Origin of the sequence: Citrobacter sp. C348, from assembly GCF_047467975.1 — a bacterium.
Classification (GTDB): domain Bacteria; phylum Pseudomonadota; class Gammaproteobacteria; order Enterobacterales; family Enterobacteriaceae; genus Citrobacter; species Citrobacter gillenii.
Genome location: NZ_JASJUJ010000002.1, coordinates 347,840 through 368,594, shown reverse-complemented (window position 1 = coordinate 368,594; position 20,755 = coordinate 347,840). Strand labels below are relative to the sequence as shown.

Sequence of the window (20,755 nt, the reverse complement as noted above, 5' to 3'; positions counted from 1 at the left end):
ACCGTCAGGCTGTCGGTAAACCGGCAAGTACCGACTTCTTCAACAAAAAAGTGACCACCTCTACCGACAGCGAGGTGAGATCGGCGGGGTCCAGTTCTGCCATTTCCTGTGCGGTCAGCGTCGGAGTGGAGATACGCGGGATCACTGTCATCATAGCCCCCACGTCCATATCCATAATGGCCTGCAGGCGGGTGCCGCGCAGCGCACCGGACTGAGGCTTACGCAGCACAATTTCGGTGATTTGGGTTTTACCGCGCATGATGGGCGTATCCAGTTGCACGGTTTTTTCAGTCAGCTTGTCGCTCATGTTCGTTTCCTGTTAATCAGATACTGGCGCGGATCACCGCGCCGTTAAGTTAAATCAGAGGCCAAGGGCGTTACGGTGTGCTTCCATCAGGTCCACGCCGTCAACAATTTCAATCATGTTGACCAGATCAACCTCATAGAGCACCTCACCGTTAATGGTCAGCTTCGCGTAGCTGTTGGTGCTGCTGACCTTGGTGCTGCTGCTCTCGCCGGTTTTCCACTCGCCGGAATCCACTTCTTTATGACGCCCGCGCACAACCAGCTCAATGGCCTGCACTTCGCCGGTATCGTCACGCTGAATAGAGCCGGTGAAACGCAGCTGGATGCCGTCAACGGTTGCCTTGCCCATCTGCTTGAATAACAACAGTTCGGTGCCGCCGATTGAAAATTCCGTGTCCAGTGCGCCGTCATCCAGCCCCATATCCACATCCACCGCGCCCGGCATACCGCCGCCGCGATACTTCTCAAACTTGCGGGTGAATTTCGGCAGAGTCAGGGACTCAACGATCCCCTGCCAGTTGTTCCCGTCGTTGAACAGGTTCAGGTGTTTTAACTTGCGTGGTAATGCCATGTATCCCCCTTATGCACTGACACGGCTGGCAAAATCGACCAGGTAGCGATCGGTGATGCGCTGGCGCAGCATCAGATTTTCAAGCGGCGGCACAGGCGTGTAGTCGTAGTCGATGGTGAGCTTCCCGGCTTTCAGGGAGTCTTTATCGTTCACTGACTCATCCAGCCAGCAGTCAGCCCCGATGAGGTATCCCTGATTCACCAGGCTGCGTAATTTGGCGCGAATACCTTCGATAATGTCGCGGGCCAGTGACGGATTCAGTGGCTTATCCACCGCCCACATATGCCCCTCTGCAATCGTGTCAGCCAGCACCTGCGCCGTGCGGGTGTAGTTCTCAAACGCAAACAATGGATCGTCACTGAGGCAGCGGGAACCCCAGAAGCGGAATCCGTCTTTGCAGATCAGCGTGGTGACGTCATTCTGGTTCAGCAGTCCAGCCTCCGTTGCCGGGTCCTGCAGATCCCAGAACACATCAGCGGAAATACCGGTGACGCCATTCACCCCCACGTTGGACAGGGTTTTGTGCCATCCGGTCTGTTCGTCGATTTTGGCGCGCAAACCGAGCGCACGTGCAGAGGCGTAAGCCGTCGCATCGGCTTTTAGCACGGTGTCAAAGTTGATGAAATCAGGCCAGATCAGCATCCCTTCTCGCTGGCTGAAATTGTCCCGGTAAGCAATGGCTTCCTCCACCGTCTTACAGCCATAGGCAGACAGGTAGGCAAACCCGCGCAGGCTTTGCGCAATACTCATCAGCTCAGTGGCTACCGCCTTCGTGTCATGCCCCGGCACACCGAGAATACGCGGCTTAACTTTCAGCTGCGACTGCGAAGAAAGCAGCGCTTTCATCCCCGTTTTTTTACCGTCGGAAGTGACGCCACCGATAATATTGGAGGTGGTTTCCGCTTCGGTTTCGCCCTGCGCCACGCGCACAACAACCGTCACGGGTTTTGACTGGTCAGCAATCGCATCCAGCGAACGGGCCAGCGTGCCGGACTCGCCTGCTTTACCGCTGGCCTCCAGCACATCCGTCAGCAGAACCGGTTTATTGAGAGGGAATACGGACGCATCAGCATCATCGCCGGTGCAGACCATGCCCACGATGGCGGTGCTCACCGTGGTAATGGATCGGGTGCCGTCGTTGACTTCAACAACTCGCACCCCGTGGTGGTAATCCTGAGCCATAAGGCATTATCTCCGGTTGACATGGATGCCTTATGTTCTGGTTGATACGCACGCGGCGCACGCGTTTATCCCTGTGCCATCACTGACACAATAAAGGGTTTTCAGCCTGGCTGGCTGGAAATTTCTTATACAGCGTGGAAATACCCACATCGAAAAGCAGAGCTACGCACTGACGTGTTTCACCTGCAGCCAGTAGCCGCCCTGCCTGCGCCCATTGTTCCGGCGACAACTTTGGACGGCGCCCGCCGATTCTCCCTTGCGCCCTTGCTGCAGCCAATCCCGCACGGGTTCTTTCCACAATCAGTTCACGTTCCATTTCAGCCAGGGCGCCCATGATGTGGAAAAAAAAGCGCCCCATGGGTGTCGAGGTATCAATGCTATCCGTCAAACTGCGGAAATTAACAGCCCGCTGCCGCAACTCCTCAACGAGAACCACCAGATGCCGCATACTGCGCCCAAGTCGATCAAGCTTCCAGACAACCAGCGTGTCCCCCGGCGACAGGGTTTTAAGCAGCTTTTTTAACCCTGGACGATCTGACGTTTTACCGCTCATTTTATCTTCAAAAATCAGCTCACATCCTGCGCACTCAAGCGCGTTTCGCTGCAATGCAGTGTTTTGGTCATTTGTTGATACCCTTACATAACCAATGAGCATATAATCATTACCTTAAAATCAACAACCTTAACTCTCTATAGTTGAAAGTAAAATGCTAAAACCAATAAAAAATCGAAGCCATGAACTGTGGAAGGAAATAAAAGGAAGGAGTTTTTCTTTATTTGAATCATTTAAGAACAAAGCTTCAGATCTTCGAGATGCAATTGTAATTAGCGAACCTTTTTATCTTATCACAGAGTTTTTTTCCTTTATTATTCAAACCCTAATCAAGGGAAAAAACATCATTCTTTTTTGCATTCTTTACATGACAATACTTGGGCCGGTTTGTTATGTAGGGTATGTTGCATGGCAGTCTTTATTCAATGGTAGCGATAAAAAAACTTTTACATCAACAAAGATTAGTGAACTTGGTACGTTTGGGGATTTTTTTGGTGGTATATCCAATCCTGTCATCGGTGCTGTGGGATTTATAGTTTTAACTATTACAATCAGCATGCAAATAAAACAAAATAGAGAAACAATCAAACAAAACTTCGAGTCATCTTTTTTTAATTTATTAAATTTGCAAAATAATATTATTGAGAACTTAAATTTTGAAGGAGCTACAGCAAGAGCTAGCTTCACAGAGTTTCTTAAGAAAAATGAAAACGTATTATACCCTAAGCATATATACAAGCTAAAGATGACAATAAAGGAAAGCAAGGCTAAAGTCTTTTATACAGATTACAATGTCAATCACAATGGAATTTTTGGTCATTATTTTAGAAATCTTTACAGAATATTAAAGATGATTCATGATTCTAATTATTCAGAAGAAGAAAAGAAAAGACATGCTCGTATCTTGCGAGCACAGTTATCTATGGATGAATTAGTAATTCTTTTCCTAAATTGTTTACCAGGAGTTTGTGACGATGGAGCATTTTCAGATTTGTTGATTCAATATCAAATCCTTGAGCATTTAAGTGTTAAAAAACTCCCCGACTCTCAAGATTACCAGCGCAGGTTCATTGGTTTGGAATTTATAATTGGTGGAAAAGTACGAGTTAGTTATAAAGAAGTAGGTAATTACTTTAAAAAAAGCTCTCATTATTACTACAGCCGGGTACATTCAGGTGCTTTCGGACGTAATTCCTCTCCGGACTTGGCCGTACTTAAAAATAAATTAATTATATTCGATCGTTAAGAGCCTCATAAACGTTGGTCTGCGAGAAAGCGTTTCTGAGTCTGGTTTTTTCCAGCTAGGGGATTTTCAATTTGTATGGGGGCGAGGTTCTACAGGTAGTAACGGTATAGGCAATGTTCAGTTTCCACATGCTTTTGTTGGCACTCCATATCTGGTTGCACCTTCAGATATTTCTTCAGGTCCTGAAGGGGTGAATGCTGTCGGGTGGGATTTATCAAATAGCACGGCAGCGGGGGCCAGAATTTTTTCTGCAGACTCTAAATCTTTGGGTATCGCTACCACCTTTTCTTATATCGCAATCGGTAAGGGGGCTGTATGAAGTATTGTGCGTTGAATAACGGATTTTATGGTGATAACACTCCCGATGACAAAATCCCGGGGAGTTTTGTGCATATCAGCGACGACGAAGGCCAGCGAATTTTAGACAGCCAAATTAATGGTCGGATTCAGCCCGATGATAATGGTTTTCCTGTTCTGGCGCCGTACCCTGAATTAACTAAAGATGAGCGGCAGGAACGCGCCGAGCAGCAGCGACAGGTACTAAAATCAATTGCTGATACTGAAATATCCTGGCGACAGTACGCTGTTGAAAGGGGCAAAGCGACGGAAGAAGAAGCCGCCGCTTTGATTGTATGGCAGGATTACAGGCTCGATTTGATGCGGGTTGATACCGTAAAACCTGACTGGCCTACACCTCCGGGGGGACAGGCCAGTTAACATGCCCAGGGTCGGTTGTCACATCAACCACCCTAACCTCTTTTTTATAAGCCATCCACGCCGATAGTTTAGCTTTGTTGGCGTCGCTGATTTCACCCAGCATCAACTCTGTCCGCCAGTCGAGCATTACAGCATCAGCATGGGCCAGTAGCTTCTTCTGTTCGTTTTCTGCTATCCGGATGAACTCTTCATGGCTCGGGGGAGGAATATCCAACCATGTAGGATTACCGTCTTTATCAGCCCCCAGAGTTTTACCTTTTGGTGCTACACCCGTGTAAATTGCCATTGTTTCATCATCAACATCAACGCCGTTTTCAGGCCATGAGCCAGCGCTGATATATACATCTTTCAGAGCTTCCGGATAGAAAGATCCTTTATAAAATTTATTCATTCTTAATACCCCAGCGCGATAAAACAACAATCTTCCGTACCCTCACTGGATGGCGCCCAGTTCTGAACGCTGATGTGCGTTCTGCTCGCAATACGCACGTTCATCGCGGCATTGTAGCCAGATGTTCCACGGTTTCCGGTCGCAAATAAGCCTGCATAGGGAAAAGCAAATGGTAAGGCATATCCAGCATCAGCTCCCTTTTGTGTTGCCACTGTTCCCCACTGCAACATAAGTTTCACTGGGTTTCCTGTCGTCGCAATGCTTGGAATGTAGATATAGCCATTACCTGACATCATTGACCTGAAACTGTCTAAATCCAGTAACTTCGAGGCATTATCCCCTCCAACATCTCGTGTTGCAGCGGTCCCTAACCGGAGCGCATTTCGGAAGGCTGATATATCAGAAATATCAGAACCATTAGCCGATTTCTGCATAGCTCCGGAGGCTTTATTTATCGTTTCTCCCAGACCAAGGTTTTTGAGAAACACTGAAACATCAGCAATGTCTTTTCCATTGGCTGCCTTGTCCATCTTTCCGGCAAGCGCATTTGTCATGGTGGCGGCAAAATTAGGATCGTTTCCCAACGCCGCCGCCAGTTCGTTAAGCGTATCGAGTGCAGCTGGAGAGGATGCCACCAGTGCAGCAATTGCCGCCTGCACAAAAGCCGTGTTAGCAAGTTGCGTGGAATTATTGCCTGCCGCTGCCGTCGGTGCTTTTGGCATGCCAGTGAATGTTGGACTGGCTTTTGGCGCATATTGCGTATGTGGATCTGCAGCAGCAAGATGTTTTGCCATCAGGTCATCCACATACACCTTAAGCTCCAGCACCTTGTCATCCACATATTTGCGGGTTGCCAGAACCACTGCAGGGTCAATTTTCAGGGTGATGTTATCGGTGCTGCTGGTAATCAGTACCATACGCACGGTCTGCGTGCGTCCGCTTCCCTCCGCTAGCTTGGGCTTGTAGCTCTCCGGGCAGTTTCCCACGGCAATCAGCGCGCCGGTTTCATCAAACAGGCCGACTTCACGGATCCACCACCCGCCCTCATTTTCCGGGATTACCTGCTCAGCAATAATCTGGCTGCTGTTCTGCGGGTCGATATACAGCATATTCAGCGCTGCGCGGCGCTCCTCAGCAACTAATGCGGTCTGTTGCGCGTTGGGTGTGGGCAGCACACCACCACCGCTACCCACCGCCATATGGGTAATTTTAAGCGGGACACCGAGCGCGGCGGCGCTTGCCAGTTTCGCCGCGCCGATATCCGTCAGCAGGGTGTAAAATTTTGCGCTCATGGGTTCACTCTCATCGTGTCAATAACATGGACCGCCCCGCCCTCATAAGCGGTGCCGCCGGAAATAATGGTTTCGTTGATATACGGGTAGATCGTGATTTCTTCGCCGGTGTAGGTGGCTGCACCCACAAAATACGGGCCGCCTGTCTGCAGATTGATGGACATACCGACCAGATGACGGCTGCACGGTTTGGCGTCACCGATCAGGCGCTCCAGCTCCAGATAGGTTTCTTCTGTTATGCCCTGCTCCTGCACGCCAATATCCAGACGGAACGTCCCCGGCGTTTCGCCGGTCTGCCACCACTCAATGATGCGGATCAGGAAACCGAACGGCTCCACCACACGCCGCACGGCGCTGGTTGTCCCCTTGTGCTGATGGATATAAAACGCGTCCTGCACAACGCGGCGCTTGACGCTTTCTGTCCAGCTTTCATCCCAGCGGTCAACAGAAAACGCCCAGGCCAGATAAGGCAGGAACCTGATCGGGCAGGTTGCCGGATTCCATAAATCACGCAGCGAAACCTGCAGATCGGAAATCCCGCTGCAGGTCTGCGCCAGTCGGCGTTCAAGCGGCGACGAACCCGGCGGCAACAGACTACTCATCCGTACCCCCGTTGGTGACGCTCCACTCTGTGCAGGACGCTGCCTGCGTCTTATCCAGCACCACATCATCCAGCGGGGACGCCAGCTCCACACGCTGGACGCCCTCTACGTGCAACGCGGCATAAATGGCGCTGCGGCGGATATCACGTCCCAGCCGCGTCTGACTGGCGATGTATCTCTGCAGGCTGGCTTTTGCTTCTGCCATCACCGGCTCAGCCTCCGGCCCCGGATAAAGGAAGATCGTCGCATCCACGCTGTACGGAATAATTTCAGCGCTGCGCACCGTCAGGCGGTCTGCCACCGGGCGAACCTTTTCACTGTTAAGCGCCAGCTCAACCACCGCCAGCAGGTCAGCCCCTGCCGTACCGTCACCCTCACGACTCAGCACGGTAAGTACCACCTCTGCCGGTGCCGGACTGGTTGCGCTGGCATCAGCCACGCGCCCGTCGGCGCTTCTGGCGTGGAACTCATAGGCTCCCGTCGGCCCTGCAACGGACAGCCCCTCAAATGCTGCAGGAATGCGCTGGCGTAATGCTTCATCACTTTCCATCACTGCGGCGACTGGCGGCACCGCGTCATTATCGGCAGGGACTACCGTCAGGCGCCTCACGTTGCAGTTACCTGCCAGTTGCTCAAGGTCATTTCCCATGGAATAGGCCACCATGACCGCCTGGGCAGCCTCATTAATACGCTGGCGCAGCAGGATTTCGCGGTAAGTATTTTCCTGCAGCAGTTTGGTGACAGGTTCTGACTCCAGCGCTAACGTGCGCATAACGGCCTCCTGTTCATCAGCCGGATGGAGGGCCACAAAGGCGGCCTTGCGTTCTGCCAGCAATGTTTCAAAGTCCGGCACGTCCACAATCTGCGGCGGCGGTAGTTGGGAAAGATCAATGACTGGCATTGTCTGCTCCTGTTGGTACGGAAAGGGAAACTGGCGCGCCGTTATTGCGGTGTCCTGTAAGCTCAACCACCATAGAACCATCAAAATTGCCGTTGATGGTGATGGAATCCAGCGTAAGACGCGGCTCCCAACGACTCAGCGCCACATAGACAGCAGACATAACCTGCAGGCGCAGCGCCGGGTTCTGCGGCTGGTCAATCAGGGCAGACAGCAGGGAACCATATTCCCGGCGGGCAAGACGGCTGCCCTGCGGCGTCATCAGAATATCCCGCACCGACTGGCGCAGATGGTCTGTATCTGCAATGGCCTGCCCGTCATTCCTGCTCATACCGATATACAACGTCATACTGGACCTCCCGTGTTAGCGCCGCCTTTCAGAACGCCAGTATGCTCATGGTCATCAACTACGATCCCGTTAGAACTCATTGCGCCGCCGCCCTGGGTGACGCCGCCATTGATCACCACCTTGCTGTTAATGCGCGTGGTGTCAGCCTCCACCACAAACTCACCGGTTTTGTAGGTGACACTGTCTGATGCCTCGATCACCATGGATTTGATGCCCCTGACATGCCACCGTCCGGTGGCGGGTTCATACTCAAACCATCCCCCGTCCGGGTACTCCGTCACGCAGCCGTCCACGGAATCCGACGGTGGCGGAAACTGATTGGAGTAGATGGCGGGCAGCACAAAAGCGGTTTCCAGATTGCCGCCCATGCTCAGCACCACCACCTGCTCATCCGGCGACGGACACCACCATGTACGGGCACCACCGGCACGCAGCGTCAGCCAGTTAATCCAGTTGGTTTCAAGTTCGCCTACTTTCACCCGGCACAGCCATTTCTTCCGATCCACTTCGGTCACGATGCCGGTGCGGATCAGATTGGTGATAAGGCGCATGATTTCTGTGAGTTGTGCATTCATGGAGTTAGGTTGCACGTACATTGAATCTATGGCATCAATACCTCCTTGTGTGGTGGATAACACAAATACAATTCTAATCGGAGAAGGGAAAAAGCATGAGCCATCCTATTGATTATTACGCCATAGAAGAGCATGCAAGGATAATTGAACAATTATGCTGCTCATCAGAGGTTTATTTACAGCGTATACAGTCTACCCAGAAGGAATATGATGGCGTCATGGTAACTGAATTTGAAATAGAGGAGTTATCGTACAACGGTTGGTTGGAGTATAGTATTAGCAATAATCTCATTAACCTTTGTACTAAATTACGAATTCTTCAAGACTCTAGTAAACATGAATGGGACCCAGATTACTCACCCGAGATAGAAGCATTCGAAGAATATAAAAATATATTTTTTGTTATTGATGGCCATGTTAAAGGCTCCATACGCGAGTGTTGCAATAAAGTTATTCACGCACTAAATTTCGAACTAACAAAAAAAACCTCCAAAAATGGAGTAAAGTATTGGGACGGTTCTATTATTGTTTCAGGAATTCAAAACAAAAAGAACTGGAAAATAAAAATCAACCTTTTTCTTTTTTGTCAAAGCGTAAAGCTCTATTTAAGATTATTAAGTGCGTAACCGTCCTAACTTTACATTAACAAATAACTCAAAAGTAAATCCCTTATGTCACTTTTAATATGGTCATTTAAACCTAGTAATCTTCGAGATGAATACTTAATTAGCATCCCCTTACGGCTGGCGCGATCACGCAGACCGTAGTGGTGAACACGGGCAATGCGCTGCACCTTGCCCTCAAACTGCACGCTGGCAGAGTCGGCACTGGCTGCAGTTTTCAGATATTTTGTGGTGCGAAGCTTTGCAAACATCTGGCGTTTGATGCGTCCCTTCTTGTTACGGGCTGTCACCCGGCGCGGCTCATAGCCGCTGCCGTCAGGATTACGCTGCATCCTGATGTTCTGCTGCTGCGTCCGGCGTAGCTGTTGCGCCAGTTGCCGCATCATACGGCTGCGTGCTGCAGGCTCCAGATTTGCCAGCAATGCCGTTAGCCAGTCATCCACCCTCTGCAGTTCATCCACGTTTCACCGTCCACATTTCTTCGGATTCGTCCGGCTCCGGCACCGCTTCAACGCTTGACACGCTGCCATCAGTGCTGACCAGTACACGCTCCGTCAGTTGCAGATTCAGGCTGATATCGCACACATCATTGCGCAGAATATCCACTTCAAAGGTGAACAGTTTTTCGCGCAGCTCCGGGTTGTTGATGGCGTCCGGCTGATTTTCGCTGAGCCATAGCAACACGGGAGCCATCAGCAGATTCTGGTCACCACTGAAATCCTCGATCACCACGTTCAGGGTGTAGCGGTATTCCCATGACATGGAGCTGGCACCGGTTGCCACCAGTGAGCCGTTATCAACGAAAAGGTGCAACTTGTCCGGGTTAGATCGGACATAAGCAACCGCTTTATTCAGGGCGCTGCGTAAGGACTGCGGTTTGTTCACTGTCTCGCTCCTGACACGCAATAATCGTGTCCACTTTGTCAGCACAGACCGCCCAGGCGGCCTCGGTTTCATCCAGCGCTGCATTCAGATCACCGTTACTGCGCGGCGCTGACCTTTCCAGGCGGCACTGCGTCACTCTGGGACAACCACTCACGGTAAGCTGCACCTCCGGCGAGGACCGGACGTTCGCGCAGCCTGATAATGTCAGCAGGCAAAGGAGCGTCAGCCCAGCGGCGCAAATCCTCGTTTTCACGTTTCAGTTCCTCGATCCGGTGATGACGGCTGCGCAGTAGTGCGGTGGTCTGTTCCGCTGCCGCATAAAGCCGCATCTGCTCCCGGCTGTTGGTTTCGGTCAGAATGGACAGGCCGATCAGCTGGCTGTTTTTCTTCGTTAGTTCCTGCGTTTTGCTTTTCAGCGACGCGCCCTGCATTTCGATGGTGTGGCTGGCATTGTTTAGCCGCCACGACTGCCAGCCCAGCGCCATAAGTGCCAGCGCCAGCACTATCGCCAGCGCACGCATCAGGCCTCCATCGGCTCATGAAGCTGCGCGCGGGCAATCTGATACAAAACCAGCGTCAACAAGTAAAACACCAGGGTGATCACCCATCCAGAAAACGCCAGGCACAGAACAATAAGCAGCCTGATTACCCATGTACGCACGGGTTTTACGGGGTGCGCCCTGAATTTCAGCAATGCCGCCCTGACCTCATCGCGCGCCCGATCTCCGGCGAACCACCCGACAGCGCACAGCGCAGCAAGCAGCCAGGCGAGGAAGCATGACACCCAGACAGACGCACCAACCAGAACCGGCGCACCGCTGCGCGGATAGAGCAGGCTGATAACCAACAGCGCAGCCCATGCCAACTGGAAAAAAACGCTCATGACTTTCTTTTTCATTCCGTTATGCCCCTTTTAAGCACCAGGCCATTTCCCGCGCGCGGCGGTTGTCCAGCCCCTGATTAAACACACCTTTGACATATACCCAGCGCGGCAGTTGATAGCAGGCATCCGCCCAGCGCCGCTGGTTCAGCAACTTAACCAGCGTGGAGCTGCAGGCGTTGCCGGTGCCCACGTTGAAAGCAAACGACACCACCGCGTCATAGACCTTTTGCGGCACAGGCTGCACCACACATTTTTCCAGCGCCCGCTCCACGCGCAGCACGTTGGTGATAAGTCCCTGCGCCGCCTGCCGCTCCGTGATGGTTTTCCCCGGCACCACACCGGAAGTATTGCCGATCCCGTCAGTCCACACGCCCGCACTGCACTGATACGGCTGCAGGCGGCATCCCTCGTAATCGGCAATCAGTTTCAGCCCCTCGACGGAGGTATGAAGCGACTGGAAACCGTGCAGCGTGGCGGCGATAGCCAGCACAGCCCCGACAAGGCAGCGCTTAACGATTGAAGGATTCATATTCCCCCCGCGAAATTTTGCCATCGCGCAGCAACCTGAAAGACTGGTGTTTGTAGTACCAGTTGATAGCCAGCATCAGCACACCAATCAGCACGCCGCCAACCGTTGATGCATCCTTGAGCGACAGATCACCCAGCCATGCCAGCAGCACGGCGATGCAGTAAGTAATAAAGGCGCTGATTCGTTCAAGCGTCATAATTCAGTCCCATAGCTGGACGGTCTGCGCCGTGGTTGACGCCGTAATGTCCGGCAGTTCCACCTGCAGCCCGTGCGGTAAAAATGGGCCGTACTCTGCCAGCCCCGGATTTGCCTGCAGAACCTGCTCAGTGACACCCTGCGTGCGCCCGTAATGACGCCAGCAAAGCGCGTCCACCGTGTCATACTGATGCGCACGCACTTTCATCAGATAAGCTCCACCGTACAGTGCGGTGCATCCTGCACCCGGCTGATAGCCCAGCGGGCATCACGCCACAAATCACCGCTGGCCTCCGCCAGTTCCTCCCCCCGTTTCACACCTGACGCCGTGGCGTCATAGTCCTGATAACGCTCATTGAGTACGGCACGCGTCCAGCAAAAAACGGCGTTATGGTAGTGCTGGATACGCTCGCTTTTACCGTCCAGCATGTCCGCCGGAACCTCAGCCAGTGCCCGGTAGCCCAGCAACTGCTGGCGGTTGCGGAAGTCGTACAGCTCAGCGTTAACCTCAGAAATAGCCATCAGCACAACCTGCTTTAAACGCGGCTGCGTCACCGTGCCGTCAGTTCGCATCACACTGCGAAATTCCGACAGGTCCACATCAGGCCAGAACGGCGTATTTTTGATGACCTCCGCCTGTTCCGGTGCCTGTTCGGGCGCAACAAACTTCATGCGGCTTTCTCCTGAATAAGTGGGCGGTGGACGGAATTTTGATATGGCAGTGCCTTTCGCCATCCCGTGCCGCCCGTGCGCGGGGCACGTTCTTTAGCGGCTGTCATTGCGCAGTCTGCGCTCCAGCTGCTGCTTTTCTTTTTTCACACCGCAGCGGGGATCAAGCTGCAGCGCATGGGTAAGGTGATTCAGGGCAGACGCCGGGTTGCTTTCGCTCAGTACAGCGCCTATGGCTTTATGCAGGCGCGCCCGCGACTGGTCCGGCATATCCAGATCGGTTGTCAGGTCCAGCGTCTGCAGAAGCAAATCGGCATCAAAACCGGCAGCGGCAAGCAGAGCGCTTTGCGCCGCGTCTGCCATTTCTTCTGCCAGCACGGTCTGCACGTTACGGTTGCCCAGCGGCATCACCCAGCCATGGCTCAGCGCATGACGCCCGATTTCCAGCGCACCGGCATAATCACCGGCGTCGATACGCCACAACATCACGTACATCAGCACGTCATCCTGCTGCGCACCTCCGGCAGCCAGTACGCCCTCTGCCCAGGCAGAATATTTCGGCAGCAGCTCCACCTTGATTTCCGCCTTTTTCACCGTGGACTGGATGCCTTTAAGCCTGCGGCGATCTTCTGCCAGTTGCAGCAGCATCAGGTCATAACCCGACGCATGGCGAACACTGCCGCCCTCACGGGCGGCCTGTTCTGCCTGAATGCGCAGGCGGTGCTGCCGTGCGGGACTCAGGCTCATGCGTTATTCCCCACCTTCAGGTGCGGCAGGCACGCTGAAATCACCAATTTCGATGTTTTCCACCAGTGCCGCGCAGCGGTAGTCCTCGACCACATACGCCTCGTTGACGGATTCAAAGTTTTCAATCCGGTCACGTTTCGGGTTGTCGATAACAGAACGGCGACGGGTATCTTCCTGCCAGTAGATCGACAGGTTATCCAGACGGGTGATCAGCAGGGCATTCGCCGGGAAGAAAGGCGCGCGCACAGCCTGCAGGCCGCCCATGCGTTTCTGGCTGATGATCAGATCGGCGGCGATTTTCTCGCTGTTGTCCTGCTCTTTGTTAACCAACGGGAAATACTTGTCAGACAGCAGTTCACGTCCGCAGACAACAACCAGCTCGTCATCATCCTGATACTCCACATCGATCAGCTCGTTGACGGTATCCATCACCACCGCGTCAAGATTTACATACTTACCACCCGGACCTACTTTTACCGGTTCTGCAGTAGTGGTGCCGTCTTCTGCGGTTTTGCTGCCCATGACGTGATCCGGCGCGTCTTCGCGGATTTTCTGCAGCCAGCCTTTATTGACGTCCTGCAGCAGCGGGTTTTCAGCACGGTTGGAGGTTTTGGCGCGCTTCACGCCGTTAAAGCCGATCATGATGCGGTCCAGCGCCTGACGCTTGACGATGGCGTTGCGGATACGCACCTGGAAATCCTGAAACTTGGCCCACAGGTCAAGTTTTGCGTAGGTCAGCACCGTATCAAAGTTGGTCTGCTCGCATTTGTATTCCACGTCTTCCATCAGCGTCGGATCGGTAGGCTCGCGCTCTTTGGTGGTGGTATCGGTGGTTCCGGCAATGGTGCTGCCAACGCCCAATCCCAGCAACTGCCCTGACTGCTCAGTGACCGGCATGATGTTAATCAGCGTCAGGAAAGCGGCGGACTGCTGGATCTGGTCTTCCAGCGTCTGCTGAACGGACGGCTCCACGGTGAACTTGCTGGACAGTTCTTCAACCTCCACACCGTTCAGGCGCGCCAGTTGCTGCAGGTAAGCGTTAAAGGCAAAGCGGGTTTTCTTTTTCATCGGGTTTTATGCTCCATCAGCAATTGGTCAGGGTGCCTGCCGGTGCGTCACCGCCCGGCGCGCGCTGGCGGTAATCCTTACGGCTGTCTTCACGGCTCAGCTGCTGCTGTAACTCGGCAAAGGCGGCCTGCTGTTCCTGCAGGGAGGACTCCAGCTCAGAAAGGCGCTGGTCCTGATTGGACAGGGATTTGTCAGTGCGCTCGCTCAGGTTCTGCTGCTCGGTGGCGACCAGTTCCACGGCTTTATGCACGTCAGAGAAACGCGCCTCGTCGGTCTGCTCTTTTTTGGTGAACAGCGCGGTTACGCGGGCAAAGAGGGACGGCTTTTCGTCCTGGGCTTCTTCCAGTTCGATCTGCGTTTCTTCGGCAGCGGTAAACAGGTTTTCAGGGTTCTGCTTACGGTTCGCCAGCGGGTTATGTGCTGCGCTGGCGCTGAATGCCAGCATTTCGGTGCCGAGACTTGCCGGATCGTCAGTTGCCGCCAGCCCCACAAGGTAGGCTTTACCGGTGTCAGCAAACTTCGGGCTGACCTCCATGGAGGTAAACAGCTTCTGACCTTTTTTTACCAGTGCCACCAGGGAGTCCGTCGGTTCAACATCGGCGTAAAGAGCCATCTTGCCCGCCAGCGGACCGTCCTGGATTTCTTCTGCAACCAGCGCCGTCACTTTGCCGTAACGGTTGAAGGCACTGTCCGGGGAATAAGACTTGATATGCTCCAGGTTGATCAGCGCGGTATAGACCGTCGGGTTGTAGCTGGCCGCCATCTGTTCCAGCCATTCACGCTGGATCTCGCGTCCGTCGGTAGTGGCACCTTCCACCCCGATACGGAAACGCTTTGCTTTCACTGTCATGAGCCGTGCTCCGTTAGAAATAACTTACTGGAGCCTTATGTTTGCGGTGATGGGGGGAGTGAGACAACGCGCTGTATTTGTACGGTAAACCACACAAACCGCAGCCGGGGAAAGCCGCCATCCAAGGCCGTATGTTTGGGCCATGAACACGATACTGACCCCCGCAGACCTCGATCCCCGTCGGCAGGCCATGCTGCTGTACTTTCAGGGATACCGCGTAGCCCGCATTGCTGAAATGCTGGGCGAGAAAGTAGCAACCGTTCACAGCTGGAAGAAGCGCGACAAGTGGGGCGACTATGGGCCGCTGGATCAGATGCAGCTCACCACCGCCGCACGTTACTGCCAGCTCATCATGAAGGAGCAGAAAGAAGGGAAAGACTTCAAGGAAATTGACCTGCTGGCGCGCCAGTCAGAGCGTCACGCCCGTATCGGCAAATTTAACGACGGCGGGAACGAAGCAGATTTAAACCCGAAAGTAGCCAACCGTAACAAAGGTCCGCGCAGGCAGCCGGAAAAGAACGTTTTCACCGACGAACAGATCGAAAAGCTGGAAGAAGTCTTCCACGCCTCTATGTTCGACTATCAGCGTCACTGGTTTGAAGCCGGGAAAACAAACCGCATCCGCAATCTGCTCAAATCGCGCCAGATTGGCGCCACGTTTTATTTTGCCCGTGAAGCATTGATTGACGCCCTGCTAACCGGACGCAACCAGATTTTCCTTTCTGCCAGTAAGGCACAGGCGCACGTTTTTAAGCAGTACATCATCGACTTTGCCAAAGAAGTTGAGGTGGAGCTGAAAGGCGATCCCATGGTGCTACCCAATGGCGCAGCCTTGTACTTTCTCGGCACCAACGCCCGTACGGCGCAGAGCTACCACGGCAATCTGTACCTTGATGAATATTTCTGGATACCGAAATTCCAGGAACTGCGCAAAGTGGCCTCCGGAATGGCCATTCACAAAAAATGGCGCCAGACCTACTTTTCCACGCCGTCCAGCCTGACCCACAGCGCCTACCCATTCTGGTCTGGTGCGCTGTTCAACCGGGGCCGTGCCAAAGCGGACAAGGTAGATATTGACCTGACTCACGCCAGTCTGGCCCCCGGCCTGCTTTGCCCGGATGGGCAGTACCGGCAGATCGTCACCGTGGAAGACGCAGTACGCGGCGGCTGTAACCTGTTCGACATTGACCAGCTGCGCATGGAGTACAGCCCGGACGAATACCAGAACCTGCTGATGTGCGAATTTATCGACGATCTGGCGTCCGTATTTCCGCTCAGCGAGCTGCAGGCGTGCATGGTGGACAGCTGGGAGGTCTGGACTGATTTTCACGCACTGGCGCTGCGCCCGTTTGGCTGGCGCGAAGTGTGGATCGGCTATGACCCGGCGAAAGGCACACAGAACGGCGACAGCGCAGGGTGCGTGGTGATGGCGCCACCCACCGTTCCGGGCGGCAAGTTCCGCATTCTTGAGCGCCATCAGTGGCGCGGGATGGACTTCCGTGCCCAGGCGGACGCTATCAAAAAACTGACGCAGCAGTACAACGTGACCTATATCGGCATCGACTCCACCGGCGTCGGTCATGGTGTTTATGAGAACGTGAAGGCGTTCTTTCCTGCCGTCCGCGAGTTTGTCTACAACCCTAATGTCAAAAACGCCCTGGTGCTCAAGGCATACGACATTATCAGCCACCGCCGTCTGGAGTTTGACGCCGGACACACCGACATCGCGCAGTCCTTTATGGCTATCCGCCGCGCCACCACCGCCAGCGGAAACCGCCCCACCTATGAAGCCAGCCGCAGCGAAGAAGCCAGCCACGCCGATTTGGCCTGGGCGACGATGCACGCATTGTTTAACGAACCGCTGCAGGGCGAATCCGCCAATACCAGCAATATTGTGGAGATTTTTTGATGAGTGAACTCGAAGCCTTAACCAGCACAACGCCAACAGAAGATACGGCGCCTAAAAACGCAGGCGTAACTGCCGAGGCTTTCAGCTTTGGTGATCCAATCCCGGTGCTGGACCGCCGCGAGCTGCTGGACTATGTGGAATGCGTGCAGATGGACCGCTGGTATGAGCCGCCAGTCAGCTTTGACGGACTGGCCCGCACCTATCGCGCCGCCGTGCATCACAGCTCACCAATTGCGGTGAAGCGCAACATCCTGACCAGCACGTTTATCCCGCACCCGTTACTGAGCCAGCAGGCATTCAGCCGCTTTGTGCAGGACTATCTGGTATTCGGTAACGCCTATCTGGAGAAGCGCACCAACCGGCTGGGCGGTATTCTATCGCTGGAGCCATCACTGGCGAAATACACACGACGCGGGATCGATCTCGACACTTACTGGTTTGTGCAATACGGCATGACCACGCAGCCCTACGAGTTCACCAAAGGCAGCATCTTCCATCTGATGGAGCCGGACCTGAACCAGGAGATTTACGGCCTGCCAGAATACCTATCCGCCATCCCTTCCGCCCTTCTGAATGAATCCGCAACACTGTTCCGCCGGAAGTACTACATCAACGGCAGCCATGCAGGCTTTATCATGTACATGACCGACGCCGCGCAGAACCAGGAGGACGTAAACAACATCCGCCAGGCCATGAAAAGCGCCAAAGGTCCGGGTAACTTCCGCAACCTGTTTATGTACTCACCTAACGGGAAAAAGGATGGTATCCAGATAATTCCGTTGTCAGAAGTGGCTGCTAAGGATGAGTTTCTGAACATCAAGAATGTGAGCCGTGATGACATGATGGCAGCACACCGCGTGCCGCCACAGATGATGGGCATTATGCCGAGCAATGTTGGGGGATTTGGGGATGTAGAGAAGGCAAGTATGGTTTTCGTGAGAAACGAGCTAATGCCCCTTCAGAAAAGATTAGGAGAACTTAATTCTTGGTTAGGCGAGGAAGTTATAAATTTTCACCCATATAGTTTTAGTTAATGAAAAGGCCGAATTCTATCGGCCTAGATATTTAAAAAACAAACACCTAAAGAACTCCTAAGGCTCTCTTTATTACAGCATCCAGGTCCTCACCACTTGGCAAATTTGGACCCGTTGTAAAACGTTTAGAAAACTCATCAAGATCGAATATTATTCTTCTATTTTGCACTAACGTTCTTTGTTGACCATTTGGTACATTCGCACCAAGCCCATAGGTATAGACTGTGATTGTTTTATTATTTTGACAATCTAAAAGTGGGATATCACTCCCGATAACATCTTCAAATTTTTTATAGACGATATCTGGAAGTATAAAATACAAACCTTTTTTTACATAATTTGAACGAGAATAAACAACGCCCTTTCTAATGATTTGCGGAATTAATCTTTTATGAACATTAGCCCAGTTCAAACCGTGTTGAGAGGTAGGTAATTCATTTCTATCATCTGTAGGCTTGATATTTTTATAGGCATGCCAAGCATCACGGTAATTACCTGTAATATCAATGCTTTGTATTTCTATCCCTACATACTCTTTTATTTGGCCATCTGTCATTCTAACCAAAACCCAATCCATTGATAGTGCTCTACCGACTTGAACTTCTTTCCCTGAGTTTTTACCAAGAGCAATTATACAATCTTTATGATTAGCCCTTTGCTCAATAAATTGGCCATAAGTCAGGAAAGGAATATCAACCCCGAATGCATCATGACTGACCTTTAGCAGAGTTTCATAATTATTCGCATATAATCTATTTGGGCAAATAATAACATCCCCATAGGGAGATGTTACGCTACATGTACCATATATTATGGTTTGGTCATGATTTATCTTTACACATTCCTTGTTCAGAAAAGGGCAAGCTCCCAAAGCCCATAAAGATCTTACTTCAGGAGTAAGATCTACTGGGCTATATCCGAATATTTCAACCAAATCTCTTCTGTTGCTCATGTCCGTATCCAATCATATTAATGATTTCTTCCCCAATCGCTTTAGCCATTAATGGTGGCACAGCATTACCAACTTGCTCATATTGCTGGGTAAGATTACCTTTGAAAATATAATAGTCAGGGAAGGACTGAATGCGAGCCGCTTCCCTAACAGAAATTACGCGATCTTGAGTTGGGTGGAAAAAACTACCCCAATGTGGATCACATTTCGTGAGAATAGTTGAGCATAACCCATCAGGGTGTAAGCGTCCGTAGCGTTTAGTATGGTCGCTTCTTCTCGCTCTCTTCAAACCTGCAGGCAATAAGTCATAAGGAATATCTCTCCAACTTCCACCTTGCGGGATATGTTTCAAACGTTCTAGATTAATAGATCCAAGATTAGCGGCAACGTGATTCATGGCTAGTTCTGATTTCCCACGTAGAACCTTTTGATAATTGCTAGCAGGCTCAGATGCATAACCAAGCCCGTTATTATTCTTACCGCCAATAATCATTGGCAAATCTGATATTGCATCCCAAACAGTTGTATGAGGTTTCAATTCATTTGAAAACAATGGCGAAACTGGGAGACAAAGTTCTTTAGCGCCAGCGAAATTAGCGACCGCCTTCGCATTATATTTAGGCTCAGGGAAGTTGATTTTTTTATTTTTTCCATATATAGCGATGAAAACAGTTCTGAATCTCATTTGCGGAACGCCATAATGACCAGCAAACAAAATACGATGTTCTACGCTATAACCTAATGATTCCAGTTCTTTGTAGATTTGCTCAACAACAGTGCCCTTCCCCAATGAAACAATACCAGGGACATTTTCGATTAAAATTGCCTTAGGTTTTAACGCCGCAGCTATCCTAAGAAAATCCTTAAATAAATGATTTCGTTCATCATCTAAGGATCTAATAGGTGCGTTGATTGAAAACCCTTGGCACGGTGGACCTCCTGCCAATAAATCTAATTCCCCTGGTTTTAATGATAATTGCTTCATCAAATTGCTTTCGGCAATTGCTCTTACATCATCAACCACAACCTCAGTATGAGGATGATTAAATGCATAAGTCTCCGCATGAGCCGGAACTAACTCATTTGCAAGAATAGGCTGAAAACCAGCCATATCTAAACCACAGGTAAGGCCACCTGCCCCAGCGAATAAATCCAAAGAAATCAATTTACTATTCATATATGGCCTATTAATCACACTTGCTCTTGGGCATTTAAGTAACGCATGATACCCACCATCGTCTGCGAAATCTATCAACCTTACCGAGCATACTTAGCGCGCGCTCGTATCCCCGCCACGCCTGCCCGCTTTGTGTAGTGGTTTTCATGCAGGTGCATGACGGGCCGGAAAGCGCACCAGTTCTGGCGACCACGACCCGTTGCGATCCTTTTTGGATCATGCGAATCCATGCACCATAGACATGCACTGCGTTATCAAGTCGTCGTATGCTGTATGGGAGGGAGATTCCCACGGTGCAAAATCACTAATGCGTGCTTTCATCTTGCCTTACTCCGTACTCGTTTAGCCTGGTAACCAGATCACTCGTCAACTCCGACAGCCAGGAGATCGCCACCTCCTTGTCGTCATCGCTACAATCTGAGCTGGCGACCAGCCTGGCCATAAGTTCTATCCGTTGCAGTGCAAGTGACTCCATGAACAAATCGTTCACAACTCCCTCCCAATATTACTGTTTATATATACAGTACATCATATGTATTTAAAGCTGAAATA

At 51.9% G+C, this 20,755-nt stretch carries 29 protein-coding genes; 5 read left to right on the top strand and 24 right to left on the bottom strand.

Annotated elements, in window-relative coordinates:
- Window positions 1-4: 4 nt before the first annotated feature.
- The 4 genes from QNN86_RS05760 to QNN86_RS05745 form a co-directional block, all read right to left on the bottom strand.
- Window positions 5-307 (bottom strand): phage tail assembly protein, encoded by a 303-nt coding sequence (locus QNN86_RS05760; RefSeq protein ID WP_048213289.1) that lies wholly within the window; start codon window positions 305-307, stop codon window positions 5-7.
- A 54-nt stretch (window positions 308-361) separates the two neighbouring features.
- A complete protein-coding gene (locus QNN86_RS05755) occupies window positions 362-877 on the bottom strand; it encodes a phage major tail tube protein (protein WP_048213290.1) in 516 nt (171 codons plus the stop codon).
- Between the two features lie 9 nt (window positions 878-886).
- Window positions 887-2,059, bottom strand: coding sequence for a phage tail sheath protein (locus QNN86_RS05750; RefSeq protein WP_101742451.1), 1,173 nt, complete (start codon window positions 2,057-2,059; stop codon window positions 887-889).
- A gap of 79 nt (window positions 2,060-2,138) precedes the next feature.
- Window positions 2,139-2,714 carry a recombinase family protein gene (locus QNN86_RS05745; protein ID WP_414210762.1) on the bottom strand — a complete coding sequence of 192 codons (576 nt, stop codon included), beginning with the start codon at window positions 2,712-2,714 and terminating at the stop codon, window positions 2,139-2,141.
- 52 nt (window positions 2,715-2,766) lie between these two features.
- Here QNN86_RS05745 and QNN86_RS05740 point away from each other — a divergent pair, with 52 nt between their 5' ends.
- Complete coding sequence (locus tag QNN86_RS05740) at window positions 2,767-3,858, top strand: putative phage abortive infection protein (RefSeq protein WP_414210761.1); 1,092 nt, start codon at window positions 2,767-2,769, stop codon at window positions 3,856-3,858.
- Between the two features lie 315 nt (window positions 3,859-4,173).
- On the top strand, window positions 4,174-4,575 hold the full coding sequence (locus QNN86_RS05735) for a tail fiber assembly protein (RefSeq protein ID WP_279278289.1): 402 nt from the start codon (window positions 4,174-4,176) through the stop codon (window positions 4,573-4,575).
- On the opposite strand, the gene QNN86_RS05730 is transcribed toward QNN86_RS05735, so the two are convergent.
- Genes QNN86_RS05730 through QNN86_RS05705 form a run of 6 tightly spaced genes read right to left on the bottom strand, consistent with a single transcriptional unit; the run spans window position 4,547 to window position 8,682 of the window.
- Window positions 4,547-4,966: a tail fiber assembly protein gene (locus tag QNN86_RS05730; RefSeq protein ID WP_323574963.1), complete on the bottom strand. Its 420-nt coding sequence runs from the start codon at window positions 4,964-4,966 to the stop codon at window positions 4,547-4,549. The two genes, QNN86_RS05735 and QNN86_RS05730, sit on opposite strands and share 29 nt — an antisense overlap.
- Window positions 4,967-4,968: 2 nt before the next feature.
- Complete coding sequence (locus QNN86_RS05725; RefSeq protein WP_414210760.1) at window positions 4,969-6,258, bottom strand: phage tail protein; 1,290 nt, start codon at window positions 6,256-6,258, stop codon at window positions 4,969-4,971.
- The gene (locus QNN86_RS05720) at window positions 6,255-6,860 is read right to left on the bottom strand and encodes a phage tail protein I (RefSeq protein WP_414210759.1); all 606 of its coding nucleotides are present in this window, start codon (window positions 6,858-6,860) and stop codon (window positions 6,255-6,257) included. The genes QNN86_RS05725 and QNN86_RS05720 overlap by 4 nt, the downstream gene beginning before the upstream one ends.
- Window positions 6,853-7,761: a baseplate assembly protein gene (locus QNN86_RS05715; RefSeq protein ID WP_048213296.1), complete on the bottom strand. Its 909-nt coding sequence runs from the start codon at window positions 7,759-7,761 to the stop codon at window positions 6,853-6,855. The genes QNN86_RS05720 and QNN86_RS05715 overlap by 8 nt, the downstream gene beginning before the upstream one ends.
- Window positions 7,748-8,107 carry a GPW/gp25 family protein gene (locus QNN86_RS05710; protein ID WP_048213297.1) on the bottom strand — a complete coding sequence of 120 codons (360 nt, stop codon included), beginning with the start codon at window positions 8,105-8,107 and terminating at the stop codon, window positions 7,748-7,750. The genes QNN86_RS05715 and QNN86_RS05710 overlap by 14 nt, the downstream gene beginning before the upstream one ends.
- On the bottom strand, window positions 8,104-8,682 hold the full coding sequence (locus QNN86_RS05705; RefSeq protein ID WP_048213502.1) for a phage baseplate assembly protein V: 579 nt from the start codon (window positions 8,680-8,682) through the stop codon (window positions 8,104-8,106). Before QNN86_RS05705 ends, QNN86_RS05710 begins: the two co-directional genes overlap by 4 nt.
- A 95-nt stretch (window positions 8,683-8,777) precedes the next feature.
- On the opposite strand from QNN86_RS05705, the gene QNN86_RS05700 reads away from it, so the two are divergent.
- Window positions 8,778-9,308 carry a hypothetical protein gene (locus QNN86_RS05700; protein WP_048213298.1) on the top strand — a complete coding sequence of 177 codons (531 nt, stop codon included), beginning with the start codon at window positions 8,778-8,780 and terminating at the stop codon, window positions 9,306-9,308.
- Window positions 9,309-9,319: 11 nt separating this feature from the next.
- Here QNN86_RS05700 and QNN86_RS05695 read toward each other — a convergent pair whose 3' ends face one another.
- The 12 genes from QNN86_RS05695 to QNN86_RS05640 all read right to left on the bottom strand — a co-directional run bounded on the left by QNN86_RS05695 (window position 9,320) and on the right by QNN86_RS05640 (window position 15,131).
- A complete protein-coding gene (locus QNN86_RS05695) occupies window positions 9,320-9,766 on the bottom strand; it encodes a phage virion morphogenesis protein (RefSeq protein ID WP_048213299.1) in 447 nt (148 codons plus the stop codon).
- Complete coding sequence (locus QNN86_RS05690; protein WP_414210758.1) at window positions 9,759-10,190, bottom strand: phage tail protein; 432 nt, start codon at window positions 10,188-10,190, stop codon at window positions 9,759-9,761. The genes QNN86_RS05695 and QNN86_RS05690 overlap by 8 nt, the downstream gene beginning before the upstream one ends.
- Window positions 10,153-10,401 carry an Rz1-like lysis system protein LysC gene (gene lysC, locus QNN86_RS05685; RefSeq protein WP_231591587.1) on the bottom strand — a complete coding sequence of 83 codons (249 nt, stop codon included), beginning with the start codon at window positions 10,399-10,401 and terminating at the stop codon, window positions 10,153-10,155. The genes QNN86_RS05690 and lysC overlap by 38 nt, the downstream gene beginning before the upstream one ends.
- A complete protein-coding gene (gene lysB, locus QNN86_RS05680) occupies window positions 10,286-10,714 on the bottom strand; it encodes an Rz-like lysis system protein LysB (protein WP_197081320.1) in 429 nt (142 codons plus the stop codon). Before lysB ends, lysC begins: the two co-directional genes overlap by 116 nt.
- Entirely contained in the window at window positions 10,711-11,088 is a 378-nt protein-coding gene (locus QNN86_RS05675) for a DNZ54_00345 family protein (RefSeq protein WP_048213302.1), read from the bottom strand. The genes lysB and QNN86_RS05675 overlap by 4 nt, the downstream gene beginning before the upstream one ends.
- 4 nt (window positions 11,089-11,092) lie before the next feature.
- Window positions 11,093-11,602, bottom strand: a complete 510-nt coding sequence (locus QNN86_RS05670) for a lysozyme (protein WP_414210757.1) — start codon at window positions 11,600-11,602, stop codon at window positions 11,093-11,095.
- A complete protein-coding gene (locus QNN86_RS05665) occupies window positions 11,583-11,798 on the bottom strand; it encodes an HP1 family phage holin (protein ID WP_001397650.1) in 216 nt (71 codons plus the stop codon). The genes QNN86_RS05670 and QNN86_RS05665 overlap by 20 nt, the downstream gene beginning before the upstream one ends.
- A 3-nt stretch (window positions 11,799-11,801) precedes the next feature.
- On the bottom strand, window positions 11,802-12,005 hold the full coding sequence (locus QNN86_RS05660) for a tail protein X (RefSeq protein ID WP_000868184.1): 204 nt from the start codon (window positions 12,003-12,005) through the stop codon (window positions 11,802-11,804).
- A complete protein-coding gene (locus tag QNN86_RS05655) occupies window positions 12,005-12,469 on the bottom strand; it encodes a head completion/stabilization protein (protein ID WP_048213305.1) in 465 nt (154 codons plus the stop codon). The genes QNN86_RS05660 and QNN86_RS05655 overlap by 1 nt, the downstream gene beginning before the upstream one ends.
- A gap of 93 nt (window positions 12,470-12,562) precedes the next feature.
- Window positions 12,563-13,213: a phage terminase small subunit gene (gene gpM / locus QNN86_RS05650; protein ID WP_048213306.1), complete on the bottom strand. Its 651-nt coding sequence runs from the start codon at window positions 13,211-13,213 to the stop codon at window positions 12,563-12,565.
- A gap of 3 nt (window positions 13,214-13,216) precedes the next feature.
- Window positions 13,217-14,281: a phage major capsid protein, P2 family gene (locus QNN86_RS05645; protein ID WP_414210756.1), complete on the bottom strand. Its 1,065-nt coding sequence runs from the start codon at window positions 14,279-14,281 to the stop codon at window positions 13,217-13,219.
- A gap of 16 nt (window positions 14,282-14,297) precedes the next feature.
- Complete coding sequence (locus QNN86_RS05640) at window positions 14,298-15,131, bottom strand: GPO family capsid scaffolding protein (protein ID WP_414210755.1); 834 nt, start codon at window positions 15,129-15,131, stop codon at window positions 14,298-14,300.
- Between the two features lie 142 nt (window positions 15,132-15,273).
- Here QNN86_RS05640 and QNN86_RS05635 point away from each other — a divergent pair, with 142 nt between their 5' ends.
- Both QNN86_RS05635 and QNN86_RS05630 read left to right on the top strand, forming a co-directional pair.
- Window positions 15,274-17,040 carry a terminase ATPase subunit family protein gene (locus tag QNN86_RS05635; RefSeq protein WP_414210754.1) on the top strand — a complete coding sequence of 589 codons (1,767 nt, stop codon included), beginning with the start codon at window positions 15,274-15,276 and terminating at the stop codon, window positions 17,038-17,040.
- On the top strand, window positions 17,040-18,074 hold the full coding sequence (locus QNN86_RS05630) for a phage portal protein (protein WP_414210753.1): 1,035 nt from the start codon (window positions 17,040-17,042) through the stop codon (window positions 18,072-18,074). Before QNN86_RS05635 ends, QNN86_RS05630 begins: the two co-directional genes overlap by 1 nt.
- Window positions 18,075-18,120: 46 nt before the next feature.
- Here QNN86_RS05630 and QNN86_RS05625 read toward each other — a convergent pair whose 3' ends face one another.
- Both QNN86_RS05625 and QNN86_RS05620 read right to left on the bottom strand, forming a co-directional pair.
- Window positions 18,121-19,026: a NotI family restriction endonuclease gene (locus QNN86_RS05625; protein WP_023242840.1), complete on the bottom strand. Its 906-nt coding sequence runs from the start codon at window positions 19,024-19,026 to the stop codon at window positions 18,121-18,123.
- On the bottom strand, window positions 19,001-20,203 hold the full coding sequence (locus QNN86_RS05620) for a DNA cytosine methyltransferase (protein ID WP_350410150.1): 1,203 nt from the start codon (window positions 20,201-20,203) through the stop codon (window positions 19,001-19,003). Before QNN86_RS05620 ends, QNN86_RS05625 begins: the two co-directional genes overlap by 26 nt.
- Between the last annotated feature and the right edge of the window lie 552 nt (window positions 20,204-20,755).